At 70.8% G+C, this 12,903-nt stretch carries 10 protein-coding genes; 8 read left to right on the top strand and 2 right to left on the bottom strand.

Annotated features, from left to right (window positions below):
- Positions 1 to 25: 25 nt before the first annotated feature.
- Positions 26 to 1,990 (top strand): TIGR03960 family B12-binding radical SAM protein, encoded by a 1,965-nt coding sequence (locus tag ACZ7CH_RS36530; protein ID WP_360399376.1) that lies wholly within the window; start codon positions 26 to 28, stop codon positions 1,988 to 1,990.
- Between the two features lie 90 nt (positions 1,991 to 2,080).
- On the opposite strand, the gene ACZ7CH_RS36535 is transcribed toward ACZ7CH_RS36530, so the two are convergent.
- Complete coding sequence (locus tag ACZ7CH_RS36535; RefSeq protein WP_470376026.1) at positions 2,081 to 3,496, bottom strand: S8 family peptidase; 1,416 nt, start codon at positions 3,494 to 3,496, stop codon at positions 2,081 to 2,083.
- 206 nt (positions 3,497 to 3,702) lie between these two features.
- Between ACZ7CH_RS36535 and ACZ7CH_RS36540 the strand changes: the two genes are divergently transcribed.
- The 7 genes from ACZ7CH_RS36540 to ACZ7CH_RS36570 all read left to right on the top strand — a co-directional run bounded on the left by ACZ7CH_RS36540 (position 3,703) and on the right by ACZ7CH_RS36570 (position 11,646).
- Positions 3,703 to 4,428: a TIGR03936 family radical SAM-associated protein gene (locus tag ACZ7CH_RS36540; RefSeq protein WP_360399586.1), complete on the top strand. Its 726-nt coding sequence runs from the start codon at positions 3,703 to 3,705 to the stop codon at positions 4,426 to 4,428.
- 212 nt (positions 4,429 to 4,640) lie between these two features.
- Positions 4,641 to 7,700 carry a translation initiation factor IF-2 N-terminal domain-containing protein gene (locus tag ACZ7CH_RS36545; protein WP_360399370.1) on the top strand — a complete coding sequence of 1,020 codons (3,060 nt, stop codon included), beginning with the start codon at positions 4,641 to 4,643 and terminating at the stop codon, positions 7,698 to 7,700.
- A 261-nt stretch (positions 7,701 to 7,961) separates the two neighbouring features.
- On the top strand, positions 7,962 to 8,273 hold the full coding sequence (rplU, locus tag ACZ7CH_RS36550; RefSeq protein ID WP_030468121.1) for a 50S ribosomal protein L21: 312 nt from the start codon (positions 7,962 to 7,964) through the stop codon (positions 8,271 to 8,273).
- Between the two features lie 14 nt (positions 8,274 to 8,287).
- Complete coding sequence (gene rpmA, locus ACZ7CH_RS36555) at positions 8,288 to 8,545, top strand: 50S ribosomal protein L27 (RefSeq protein WP_053735607.1); 258 nt, start codon at positions 8,288 to 8,290, stop codon at positions 8,543 to 8,545.
- A gap of 102 nt (positions 8,546 to 8,647) precedes the next feature.
- Complete coding sequence (obgE, locus tag ACZ7CH_RS36560; protein WP_360399365.1) at positions 8,648 to 10,105, top strand: GTPase ObgE; 1,458 nt, start codon at positions 8,648 to 8,650, stop codon at positions 10,103 to 10,105.
- Between the two features lie 4 nt (positions 10,106 to 10,109).
- Positions 10,110 to 11,237, top strand: a complete 1,128-nt coding sequence (proB, locus tag ACZ7CH_RS36565) for a glutamate 5-kinase (protein ID WP_360399362.1) — start codon at positions 10,110 to 10,112, stop codon at positions 11,235 to 11,237.
- A 10-nt stretch (positions 11,238 to 11,247) separates the two neighbouring features.
- Entirely contained in the window at positions 11,248 to 11,646 is a 399-nt protein-coding gene (locus tag ACZ7CH_RS36570; RefSeq protein ID WP_360399359.1) for a VOC family protein, read from the top strand.
- Here ACZ7CH_RS36570 and ACZ7CH_RS36575 read toward each other — a convergent pair.
- Positions 11,609 to 12,874 (bottom strand): MFS transporter, encoded by a 1,266-nt coding sequence (locus ACZ7CH_RS36575; RefSeq protein ID WP_470376027.1) that lies wholly within the window; start codon positions 12,872 to 12,874, stop codon positions 11,609 to 11,611. The two genes, ACZ7CH_RS36570 and ACZ7CH_RS36575, sit on opposite strands and share 38 nt — an antisense overlap.
- Between the last annotated feature and the right edge of the window lie 29 nt (positions 12,875 to 12,903).

A 12,903-nucleotide genomic window follows, 5' to 3' on the forward strand; every position in this document is an offset into this window, starting at 1 on the left:
ACGTGGGGGCGGTTACTCTGGTCGCGTGAGTGCCGAGTCTGTTTTCCCCAGGTTGGAGCCCCTGCTGCCGCGGATCTCCAAGCCGGTGCAGTACGTCGGCGGGGAGCTCAACGCGACCGTCAAGGACTGGGACGAGGCGTCCGTGCGCTGGGCGTTGATGTACCCGGACGCGTACGAGGTCGGGCTGCCCAACCAGGGCGTCATGATCCTCTACGAGATCCTCAACGAGCTCCCGGACGTGCTCGCCGAGCGCACGTACGCCGTGTGGCCGGACCTCGAAGCGCTGATGCGCGAGCACGGGGTGCCGCAGTTCACGGTCGACGGGCACCGGCCGCTGAAGGCGTTCGACCTGATGGGCATCAGCTTCGCCACGGAGCTGGGCTACACGAACATGCTCACGGCGCTGGACCTCGCGGGCGTCCCGCTGCACGCCGCCGACCGCACCGAGGACGACCCGATCGTGGTCGCCGGTGGGCACGCGGCGTTCAACCCGGAACCGATCGCGGACTTCGTCGACGCGGCGGTGCTGGGCGACGGTGAGGAAGCCGTCCTCGAGATCACCGAGATCGTCAAGAACTGGAAGGCCGAGGGCCGCCCCGGTGGCCGCGACGAGGTGCTGACCCGCCTGGCCGAGACCGGCGGCGTCTACATCCCGCGGTTCTACGACGTGGAGTACCTGCCGGACGGCCGCATCCAGCGCGTGGTGCCCAACCGCGACCGGGTGCCGTACCGCGTCTTCAAGCGGACCACGATGGACCTCGACGCGTGGCCGTACCCGAAGCAGCCGCTGGTGCCGCTCGCCGAGAGCGTCCACGAGCGGATGAGCGTCGAGATCTTCCGCGGCTGCACCCGCGGCTGCCGCTTCTGCCAGGCCGGCATGATCACCCGCCCGGTGCGCGAGCGGTCCATCGAGGGCATCGGCGCCATGGTCCAGAAGGGCCTGGAGGCGACCGGTTTCGAAGAGGTCGGCCTGCTGTCGCTGTCCAGTGCGGACCACAGCGAGATCGCCGAGATCACCAAGGGCCTCGCCGACCGCTACGAGGGCACCAACACGGGCCTGAGCCTGCCGAGCACCCGCGTCGACGCGTTCAACATCGACCTCGCGAACGAGCTGTCCCGCAACGGACGGCGCTCGGGCCTCACCTTCGCGCCCGAGGGCGGCAGCGAGCGGATGCGGCGCGTCATCAACAAGATGGTGTCCGAAGAGGACCTCATCAGGACGGTGTCCGCGGCGTTCTCCAACGGCTGGCGGCAGGTGAAGCTGTACTTCATGTGCGGGCTGCCCACCGAGGAGGACGAGGACGTCCTGCAGATCGCCGAGATGGCCAAGAACGTCATCCGCGCCGGCCGCCAGGCCAGTGGCCGCAACGACGTCCGCTGCACCATCTCGATCGGCGGGTTCGTGCCCAAGCCGCACACGCCGTTCCAGTGGGCCCCGCAGTGCGACCCGGACGTCGTGGACGACCGGCTGCGCAAGCTCCGCGAGGCCGTCAACGCCGACCGCAGCCTCGGCCGCAACATCGGCATGCGCTACCACGACGGCAAGCCCAGCCTCATCGAAGGCCTGCTCAGCCGCGGTGACCGCCGCATCGGCAAGGTCATCGAGGCGGTGTGGCGCGACGGCGGCCGGTTCGACGGCTGGAGCGAGCACTTCTCCTACGAGCGCTGGACCACGATGGCCGCGCGCGAGCTGGAGCCGCTCGGCGTCGACCTCGCCTGGTTCACCACCCGTGAGCGCGAGGAGCTGGAGGTCCTGCCCTGGGACCACCTCGACTCGGGCCTCGACAAGGAGTGGCTCTGGGCCGACTGGCAGGACGCGCTCGACGAGCGCGAGCAGGACGACTGCCGCTGGACCCCGTGCTTCGACTGCGGCGTGTGCCCCGCGATGGGCACCGACATCGAGGTCGGCCCGACGGGCCGCAAGCTGCTGCCGATCTCCCCGGTCGGCGTCGGCTCGCCGGTGAAGAACCCGGCGCTCACCTCGAAGTGAACGACCCCGTGTCCTGAACGACGCCCCTGCTGCTCGAAGTAGCGGGGGCGTCGTTCAGTGCGGAATCGGGAGCGTCCGTGGCCTGCGACGTCACCTCGTGACGGCGGCCAGCGCGTCCACCAGACCGTGTCCGTAGAACGAGTTGTACTCCGAGTAGCCGGTGCAGAACGCGTCCTGCACCCCGGTCCCGTACAGGTCGTAGTCCGCAGGGCACGCCAGCGTCGTGGCCTGCACGTTCAGCATCCGGCCCAGCTGCAGCGCGTCGGCCTCCGGGTGGGCCGAGGCGATCAGCGCCGCCACCCCGGCCGCGTGCGGCGCCGCCATCGACGTGCCGCACGAGTAGTCGTAGCCGGACGGCACCGTCGACAGCACGCACCCGCCGGGGGACCGCGAGTCGCCACCGGGCGCCGTCACGTCGATCGCCCCCAGGCCGTACGAGCTGTACGAGGACTTGGTCTTGGTCGCGTCCACCGCCGACACGCCGACGACGTTCTTCAGCTGCACCGGCAGCACCACGCACGACGGGTCCACGGGCCGGGTCTGCGCCTCGCCGTTCGTCGGCGACACCGAGTCACGGCCCGGCCGCGACAGGTCGGCGGCGTTGTTGCCCGCGGCGGCGACGGTCAGCACGTTGCGCGAGGTCGCGTGGTCCACGGCACGCCGCACGGCCTCGTAGACGACCCGCTGACCCGGCGCGTTCTGGCACGTGAACAGGTACGGGTCGATGAAGTAGCTGTTGTTCGTGATGGTCATGCCCTGCGCGGCGGCCCACATGAAGCCGCACACCGCGTACTCGGGGTAGATGAACCCGTCGTCGTCGACGACCTTCACGGACGCGATGCGCACGCCGGGCGCCACGCCCGTGATGCCGCGGCCGTCGTTGGCCGCCGCGATCGTGCCGGCGACGTGCGTGCCGTGTGCCGACGTGGTCGGTGCCCAAGCCGCGGGGGAGGGGTCGGGCTTGCCGGTCAGGCAGCCCGCGGACAGCTCCGGTGCCAGCGCCGCGGCCAGGTCGGGGTGCCGGGCGACGCCCGAGTCGAGCACCCCGACCACCACGGACCGCGAACCGGTCGTGATCGAGTGCGCCGCCGGGGCGTTGATGAGATCCATGTCCCACTGCTCGCTCGACCGGGCGCCGGCGGGCTTCAGCAGCTCGGTGTCGTCCTTCTTGCGCTTCACCGTGCGCTTGGAGGCACCCTCGGCCTGGGCGCTGTAGGCGCGCTGCGGGCCGATCAGCCGGAGGAACGACGGGTCCGGTGACGTGGCCACGGCGACCGCGATCTCCGGGTAGTACACGGTGGTGGTGCCACACGCCCCAGCAATTTCCGACTGCGCCGTAGCAGGGGCCGTGAGCTGCGGGAACACCACGAGGTAGCGCAGCAGCGGACCCGGCTGGGTGCAGCTGGTGAGCACCGGCTCGGCGCCGGCGGGCGTGGACGCCACCAGTCCTGCGGCGAGCAGCGCGGTGGTCACCGCAGCCGCCCGTGCGCGGTGGAGCAGAGGCACCAGGGACCTCCAGGTTGGCGGGGCGTCCGGTCAGCCGGACCGTAACCACGCGCAACGATCTAGACAAGCTGAACGTCCTGAATCAAGTTCACGGTACCGTCCTACTGGACGAACAGCCTGCGCCGATGGGACCGCTCACCCGTCAGGCCCACCCGTGGGGAGCACCACTGAGCCGCCACCAGCCCAACAACCCGTCGGCAGCAGCCGTGCAGAAACTGCGCCTCCGCTACACCAAGCGGGGGAGGCTGCGCTTCACGTCGCACCGCGACATCGCTCGTACGTTCGAACGAGCACTGCGCAGGGCCGGCGTACCCATGGCGTACTCGCAGGGCTTCAGCCCTCACCCGAAGGTGTCGTGGGTCGGCGCGGCGCCGACCGGCGTCGCCAGCGAGGCGGAGTACGTCGAGGTGTCCGTGGTCGAGCAGGTTGACCCGGCGGCGCTGAAGCTCGCCCTCGACGCGGCGCTGCCACCCGGCATCGACGTGGTCGAGGTCGTGCAGGCCCGCGGGGGCAACCTCACCGAGCGGATCGACGCGAGCGAATGGCGGATCGAGCTCGACGGCGTCGACCCCGCTGAGCTCGCGAAGGCGGTCGAGCTCCTGCTCTCCGCCGAACGGGTGGAGGTCGAGCGGCTCACGAAGAACGGCGTGAAGACGGTCGACGTCCGGCCCGCGGTCGTGTCGGCACAGGTTGGGCCACGTTCGAGCGACGCCGGACACGATGACGCCGCAATGTCACCACCGTGTGGGATACTCATGACGGTCGTTCGGCAGGTAACGCCTACCGTCCGACCCGACGACGTGCTGAATGCGCTTCGTGTCGTCGCCGATCTCGTGCCACCGGTTCCTGCGAGAGCAATCCGGATGGCGCAGGGACGGCTCGACGACGAAGGCAGGCTGGCGGACCCGCTCCAGCAGGACAGAGAGTCCTGACGAGCGCCGGAACGCCGGTCAGCGACGCAAACAGGAGGAGCGGCGCTGGAGGCGGCGTCGTCGTGGGACCTGCGCAAGCGTGCGCCCGCTGAGGCGTCACGCCGCTGCGCACGAGGCAAGGATTCCCGCCGCGAGCATGCGGTGGAGAGAGACAAGAGAGGCCCCTGCGCGGCCGCGTCCTCACGGGACGCGCCCGGGGGTGGAGGAGCTGCATGTCGAACACGGAAAAGCCCGCCGGTGCGACCGGCGGGCAGGGCGTGGTTTCCGCACGCCCTGAGCTGGCCGATCTGCCTGACAAGCTGCGGGTGCACGCCTTGGCCAAACTGCTGGACGTCAGCAGCAAGGACGTGATGACGGCGCTGGCCGACCTCGGTGAGGTCGCGCGCAGTGCGCAGTCGAGCGTGAGCCGCGACGTCGCGCTGAAGGTCGCAGAGACCCTGCTGGACTGGGACGACGTCGTCACCGGTGAGATCACCGAGGACTACGAGGCCCCGGCGGTCCCCGCGTTCGAGGCCCCGGCGCTCGCGCCGGTCTTCGCCGCGCCGAGCGCGGTCTTCCTGCCGCCGACGCCGATCGAGCGGCCCAAGGCGTCCGCCTCGCCGTTCGTCGTCGAGCAGGAGCCGGTCGAGGACGAGAAGTCGGTGGGCGAGCTCGCCGCCGACGAGCTCGACGCCGCCGAGGCCGCCGACGTCGACGCGGACACCGACGGCGACATCGACGTCGACGGTGACGACGAGGGCGAGGGCCGTCGCCGGCGCCGCCGCGGTCGTCGTGGCCGTGGCCGTGGCAAGGGCGCGGATGCCGAGAACGGCGGTGAGGACGGCGACGACACCCAGTCCGAGGACGCCGAGGCGCCCGCGGAGGGTGCCGACGCCGACGACACCGCCGAGGACGAGGGTGACGAGGGCTCGACCCGCCGTCGCCGCCGTCGCCGCCGCCGCAAGACCGGCGCGGACGAGGACGTGTCGTCCGAGGACGACCCGCCGAACACGGTCGTGCACGTGCGCGAGGTGCGCGACGAGAAGGCCGACGACGCCGCCCAGAGCGAGGCCGCGCGCAGCGAGGTCCGCAGCATCCGCGGCTCGACCCGCCTGGAGGCCAAGCGCCAGCGCCGCCGCGACGGCCGCGAGGCCGGCCGCCGCCGCGCCCCGGTGCTGACCGAGGCCGAGTTCCTGGCCCGCCGCGAGGCCGTGGCCCGCACGATGGTCGTCCGCGAGCACGGCGACCGCACCCAGATCGGCGTGCTGGAAGACGGCGTGCTGGTCGAGCACTTCGTCACGTCGTCGGGCTCCGGCTCGATCGTCGGCAACGTGTACCTCGGCCGTGTGCAGAACGTGCTGCCGAGCATGGAGGCCGCGTTCATCGACATCGGCCGCGGCCGCAACGCCGTGCTCTACGCCGGTGAGGTCGACTGGGACGCCGCCGGTCTCGAGGGCAAGTCCCGCAAGATCGAGCAGGCGCTCTCCAGCGGCGACTCGGTGCTCGTCCAGGTCACGAAGGACCCGGTCGGCCACAAGGGCGCCCGCCTGACCACCCAGATCAGCCTGCCCGGCCGCTTCCTGGTGTACGTGCCGGGCGGCGGTGCCACGGGCATCAGCCGCAAGCTGCCCGACAACGAGCGCAAGCGCCTCAAGGACATCCTCAAGCGGGTCGTCCCCGAGGACGCCGGCGTGATCATCCGCACCGCGTCGGAGGGCATCTCCGAGGAGGAGCTGGCGCGCGACGTCACCCGCCTGCAGGCGCAGTGGAAGGTCATCAAGGAGAAGTCCGCCAGCACTTCCACCAAGGCGCCGACGCTGCTCTACGAGGAGCCGGACCTGCTGGTGAAGGTCGTCCGCGACCTGTTCACCGAGGACTTCGCGCAGCTCGTCGTCCAGGGCGACGAGGCGTGGGACGTCATCGACGGCTACGTCCGCCACGTGGCGCCGGACCTGCAGGACCGCCTGAAGAAGCACGTCGGCAACAACGACGCGTTCGTCGAGTACCGCATCGACGAGCAGCTGATGAAGGCGCTGGACCGCAAGGTCTGGCTGCCCTCGGGCGGCTACCTGATCATCGACCGCACCGAGGCGATGACGGTCATCGACGTCAACACCGGCAAGTTCACCGGGTCGGGCGGCAACCTCGAGGAGACCGTCACCCGCAACAACCTGGAGTCGGCGGAGGAGATCGTCCGCCAGCTCCGGCTGCGCGACATCGGCGGCATCATCGTCATCGACTTCATCGACATGGTCCTGGAGTCGAACCGCGACCTGGTGCTGCGCCGCCTGACCGAGTGCCTCGGCCGCGACCGCACCCGCCACCAGGTCGCCGAGGTCACCTCGCTGGGCCTGGTGCAGATGACCCGCAAGCGGGTCGGCACCGGCCTGCTGGAGGCGTTCAGCCAGACCTGTGAGCACTGCCGCGGCCGTGGCGTCGTCGTGTCGACCGAGCCGGTGCACTCGCACGGCGGTGGCGGCGGCAACGGTGGCCAGCAGCAGCAGTCGCAGGGCGGTGGCCGCAAGTCGCGCCGCAACAAGGGCGGCGACCAGGCCGCGGAGACCACCGAGGTGGTGGAGGCGGCCGTCGAGGCCCCCGAAGCGCCGGTCGAGCCGCAGGTCGTGGAGCCGGCCGAGCCCGAGGACACCTCCGAGGACGCCGTCGCGGCCGACCAGGAGCACGAGGGCCACGGCCGTCGCCGCCGCCGTCGTCGTGGCCGCGACAAGGAGCCGCAGGCCGTTGTCGACGCGGTCGTCGTCGAGGAGCAGGCGCTCAACGGCGACGTGCCGCACGAGGTCGCCGAGGACCCCGAGCCGGTCGAGATCGACCCGGTCGTCGAGCCCGAAGCGGTCGCCGAGCCTGCCCCGGTCGTCGAGTCGGCCCCGGCCGTCGAGCCTGAGGCGGCCGTCGAGCCCGAGGTGGTCGAGGAGACCGCGGCGGAGCTCGTCGAGCCGGTCGCCCCTGAACCCGTGAAGCCGGTCGTGACCGGCCGCATCGGCTCCCAGCTGGCCAAGCCGGTGGCCGAGCCCGAGCAGGAGGCCGTCGCGGCCCCGCAGCCGGTCTCGGCACCCGAGCCCGTCGCGCCGGTCGCCGTGCAGCCTCCCGCGGCCCGTCCGCGGCGTCGTGCGGCCAAGCGCGCCGCCGGTGCCCCGCCGGCCGTCGAGGCGCCCCCCGTGGTGGTCGCCGAGGTCCCGAAGCAGCCCGAGGTCCAGCTGCCCGCTCCGGTGGTCACCACCACCCGCAGGCGCCGTGCCGTGTCGCGGCCCGCGGGCCCGCCGGTCCAGGAGGACTGAGGTCAGCAACCGTCGAACCGGGGTCGCTCACGCGGCCCCGGTTCTGCGTTGTCAGGGGTGCGCGACCGCACCTGTGAGGGACCGCACAGCCTGCGGAAACAGGTTCAGGGGACCCCAGTTTGCTCCGGGTGCACCCACTCCCGTAACCTTGTCTGCGGCCCGCCATCCGACGGGTCCTGTCGTGTGCCTCCTCTGCTGGTTTCTCGCAGACGGTTTGGCGCATGGCCCGTCACCATCGAGTAGCAGGAGACTTCCGTCCTGATGTACGCGATCGTCAAGACCGGCGGCAAGCAGTACAAGGTCGCTGTCGGCGACATCGTCGAGGTCGAGAAGCTCGAGGGCGAGCCGGGCACCGAAATCTCCCTCCAGACGCTGCTCGTGGTCGACGGCACTGACGTCACCGCTGACGCGGCGGCCCTGGAGAAGTTCTCGGTGACCGGCAAGGTCGTCGAGCACACCAAGGGCCCGAAGATCCGCATCCACAAGTTCAAGAACAAGACCGGGTACCACAAGCGGCAGGGTCACCGTCAGAAGTTGACCCGCGTCGAGGTCACCGGCATCACCGGTAAGTGAGGACCTGACTTCTCATGGCACACAAAAAGGGTGCATCCAGTTCCCGCAACGGCCGTGACTCCAACCCCCAGTACCTGGGTGTGAAGCGGTTCGGCGGTCAGGTCGTCAAGGCCGGCGAGATCCTGATCCGCCAGCGCGGCACCAAGTTCCACCCCGGCGTCGGTGTGGGCATCGGCAAGGACGACACGCTGTTCGCCCTGCTGCCGGGTGCGGTGGAGTTCGGCACGAAGCGCGGTCGCAAGACCGTCAACATCGTTCCGGTCGCGGTCTGAGGATCGTTTCCGCAACGTAGCTAGACCTCGGCGAGGGGCGGGACCGGTCATCCGGCACCGCCCCTCGTCGCTTGTTCCAGAACTTTGAGAGGAAGTAGTTCCGTGGCTCGTTTTGTTGACCGGGTGGTGATCCACGCTGCCGCCGGCAACGGGGGCAACGGCTGTGCTTCCGTGCACCGCGAGAAGTTCAAGCCCCTCGGCGGCCCGGACGGCGGCAACGGGGGCAGTGGCGGCAACGTCATCCTCGTCGTCGACTCGCAGGTGCACACCCTGCTGGACTTCCACTTCCGCCCGCACGCCTCCGCCACCAACGGCAAGGCGGGCGCGGGTGCGAACCGCGACGGCGCGAACGGCGAGGACCTGGTCCTGCGCGTCCCGGACGGCACGGTCGTGCTGACCGAGGACGGCGAGGTCGTCGCGGACCTCGTCGGCGAGGGCACCCAGCTGATCGCCGCCGCCGGTGGCCGGGGCGGCCTGGGCAACGCGTCGCTCGCGTCCAAGGCGCGCAAGGCCCCCGGCTTCGCGCTGCTCGGCGAGCCCGGTGAGACCCGCGACCTGGTGCTGGAGCTCAAGTCCGTCGCGGACGTCGGTCTGCTCGGCTTCCCGTCGGCCGGCAAGTCGTCGCTGATCTCGGTGCTCTCCGCCGCGAAGCCGAAGATCGCCGACTACCCGTTCACCACGCTGGTGCCGAACCTCGGCGTGATCACCGCGGGCGACACCGTCTTCACGATGGCCGACGTCCCCGGCCTGATCCCCGGCGCCTCGCAGGGCAAGGGCCTCGGCCTGGACTTCCTGCGCCACATCGAGCGCACCGCCGTTCTCGCGCACGTCGTCGACTGCGCCACGTACGAACCGGGCCGCGACCCGATCGCGGACATCGACGCGCTGGAGAAGGAGCTCTCGGAGTACACGCCGTCGCTGGGCGGCAACTTCGAGGACCGCCCGCGCGTGGTGATCCTCAACAAGGTCGACATCCCGGACGCGCAGGACCTCGCCGACATCGTCCGCCCGGAGATCGAGGCCCGCGGCCTGCCGGTCTTCGAGGTGTCGACCGTGTCCCGCCAGGGTCTGCGCGAGCTGACGTTCAAGCTGGCCGAGGTCGTGCGCGAGTACCGCGCGGCCCAGCCGAAGAAGGAGTCGACCCGAATCGTGCTGCGGCCGACCGCCGTGGACGACCAGGGCTTCACCGTGACCGAGGACCCCTCGGTCGAGGGTGGCTTCATCGTGAAGGGCGAACGCCCCGAGCGCTGGATCCGCCAGACCGACTTCTCCAACGACGAAGCCGTCGGTTACCTCGCGGACCGCCTCAACAGGCTGGGCGTCGAGGACAAGCTCGTGAAGATGGGCGCCGTTCCCGGCTGCCAGGTCACCATCGGAGACCTGGTCTTCGACTGGGAGCCGACCACCCCGGCCGGCATCGCGATGACGATGACCGGACGTGGCACGGACGCCCGTCTCGAGCGCAACGACCGCATCGGCGCCCACGAGCGCAAGGCCCTGAAGAAGGCCCGCCGCGCGCCCGGCGCCGGTGACGACGGTGACGACTTCGACGAGGAGTGAACCCGTGACGGCCCCCGTGGTCTCACCAGCTCGCACCGCGGTCGCCTCGGCGAACCGCATCGTGGTCAAGGTCGGGTCTTCCTCCCTGACCACAGCGGAAGGGGGGCTCGACCCGGCGCGTCTCGACGCGCTGGTCGACGCCCTCGCCGCGCGGTGTGCGGCGGGCAGCCAGGTCGTGCTCGTGTCCTCCGGCGCGATCGCCGCTGGCCTGGCGCCGTTGAAGATCTCCCGCCGCCCGCGCGACCTCGCCACCCAGCAGGCCGCGGCGAGCGTCGGCCAGCTGACGCTCGCGCACGCGTACGCGAACTCGTTCGGCCGGTACGCGCTGACCGTCGGCCAGGTGCTGCTGACGGCGGACGACGTGGTGCGCCGTGCCCACTACCGCAACGCCCAGCGCACGTTCGACCGCCTGCTCGCCCTCGGTGCGGTGCCGGTCGTGAACGAGAACGACACCGTTGCCACCGAGGAGATCCGCTTCGGCGACAACGACCGCCTCGCCGCGCTGGTGGCGCACCTCGTCGGCGCGGACGCGTTGTTCCTGCTGTCCGATGTGGACGCGCTGTACTCCGGTGACCCGCGTCAGCCCGGTGCGGTGCGCATCTCCGAGGTCGCGTCCGCCGCGGACGTGGACGGTGTGCGGGCCGGGAGCGTCGGCGCGTCCGGCCTGGGCACCGGTGGCATGGCCTCCAAGCTCGCCGCGGCACGGCTGGCGTCCTCCGCAGGCATCCCGGTGCTGCTGACCGGCGCCACCGAGGCCCACCGCGCGCTGACCTCCGCCGACGTCGGCACCGCTTTCGCCGCAACGGGTTCACGGCTCACCGCCCGCCGCTTCTGGCTCGGGTACGCCACCGACGCCAACGGCCGCCTGCACCTCGACGACGGCGCTGTCGCCGCTGTCGTGGGCCGGCGCCGGTCGCTGCTGGCCGCGGGCATCACCGGTGTGGACGGCGACTTCGAGGCGGGTGACGTCGTCGAGCTGGTCAGCCTCGCCGGTGACGTGGTGGCCCGCGGTGTCGTGGGCTACGACTCGGCGGAGCTGCCGTCGGTGATCGGCCGCAAGTCCCACGACCTGCCCGCGGAACAACGCCGCGAGGTCGTGCACGCCGACGACCTGGTGCCGCTGCACCGCTAGCCTCGGTCGCATGGCCCGGATGCACGACGTCGTCATCGACTGCGCCCACCCCGCCTCGCTCGCCCGGTTCTGGGCGGCGGTGCTGGACGACCACGAGCTCGCGCCGTACACCGATGAAGAGCTGGAACGGTTGCGCGGCAAGGGGATCACCGACCCCGAGGACGACCCGTCGGTGTTGCTGGACGGGTCGCCCCGGTTCTTCTTCAACCGCGTCCCGGAACCCAAGACCGGCAAGAACCGCGTGCACGTCGACCTGTGGTGCGACGACGTCGAGGCCGAGGTGGCCCGGCTCGTCGCCCTCGGCGCCGCGGTGATCAGCCGGGACGGCGTGTGGTTCGTGCTCGCCGACCCCGAGGGCAACGAGTTCTGCCTCAGCTCAACCGAACACCCCTTGTCTCCGGAAGGGTGAGGATCGCCAGGAACGTGATCACCGCCGCCACCGCCACGTACCAGAAGAACGTGGTGCCCGGCAGCGCCTGGATCACCAGCGGCGCCGTGCCACCGAACAGCGCAACCGTGAGGTTGTACCAGGCGCCGATCCCGAGCCCGCGCAGCTCCGTCGGGAACAGCTCGCTCATCAACGCCGGTGCGATCGACGTGATCGTCGTGTAGAGCCCCAGGCCCACGCAGAACACCACGAGCAGGTTCCCCAGCCCCGGCTGCACCAGCGTGGACAGCGGTACGATCAGCACCGCCGTCACCGCCGACCACACCAGGATCTGCGGCTTGCGCCCCACCCGGTCCGCCAGCCAGCCCATCGGGTACTGCAGGACGATGAACACACCGGTGGCGATCGACAACGCCAGGAACACGTCGACGTCGTCCGCACCGCGGGTCTTCACCGCGAACGGCGTCAGCGCCGAGAAGAACGTGTAGAAGCACAGCGTCGACAACAGCGTGAAGCCCACCAGCTGCCCGACCGCTTTGGGGTGTTCGCGCAGCGTGGTCAGCAACGGGTTCTTCAGCTTCTCCGCCTTCGCACGGTTCTCCTCGAACTGCTCGGTCTCCGGCAACGCCCGCCGCAGCCACAGCCCGATCAGCCCGAGCACGCCGCCGACCAGGAACGGCACCCGCCACCCGTAGGACGCCATCGCCGCCGCGTCGAGGCTGCGGCTGAGGAAGAACCCGAGCAGCGACGCCACCAGCACCGCGGCACCGGTCGAGATGTAGAAGAACGACGAGTACCGCCCGCGGTGGCTCGGCTTGGCGATCTCACCTAGGTACGCCGACGCGTTGGAGACCTCGCCGCCCAGCGCCATGCCCTGGGCGATCCGCGCCAGCACCAGCAGCGCCGGGGACAGCCACCCGACCTGCTCGAACGTCGGCAGCAACCCGATCACCACCGACCCGCCCGACATGAGCACGATCGTCAGCAGCATCGCGGTCCGCCGCCCGCGGACGTCCGCGAACCGGCCGAGCAGGTACCCGCCGAGCGGGCGGAAGAAGAAGGCCAGCGCGAACGTCGCGAACGTGCTCAGCAGGGCAGCGGCCTCGTTGCCCTTCGGGAAGATCTGCGTGGCGAAGTAGATGCTGAACGCGGTGTAGATGCCCCAGTCGTACCACTCGACCGCGTTGCCGGCCGAGGCCGCGACCAGCTTGCGCACGGGCAGTCGATGCGTTTCCGAAGTAACCGCCATGCGATCACCCTGTCACACAGCGCAATCCC

This window comes from Lentzea sp. NPDC037011 (genome assembly GCF_055607425.1).

Coding starts and splice junctions, on each gene's coding strand:
- ACZ7CH_RS36545 (WP_360399370.1), top strand. CDS start 4,641: ATGTCGAACACGGAAAAGCCCGCCGGTGCGACCGGCGGGCAGGGCGTG.
- rplU (WP_030468121.1), top strand. CDS start 7,962: ATGTACGCGATCGTCAAGACCGGCGGCAAGCAGTACAAGGTCGCTGTC.
- rpmA (WP_053735607.1), top strand. CDS start 8,288: ATGGCACACAAAAAGGGTGCATCCAGTTCCCGCAACGGCCGTGACTCC.
- ACZ7CH_RS36570 (WP_360399359.1), top strand. CDS start 11,248: ATGGCCCGGATGCACGACGTCGTCATCGACTGCGCCCACCCCGCCTCG.
- ACZ7CH_RS36575 (WP_470376027.1), bottom strand. CDS start 12,874: ATGGCGGTTACTTCGGAAACGCATCGACTGCCCGTGCGCAAGCTGGTC.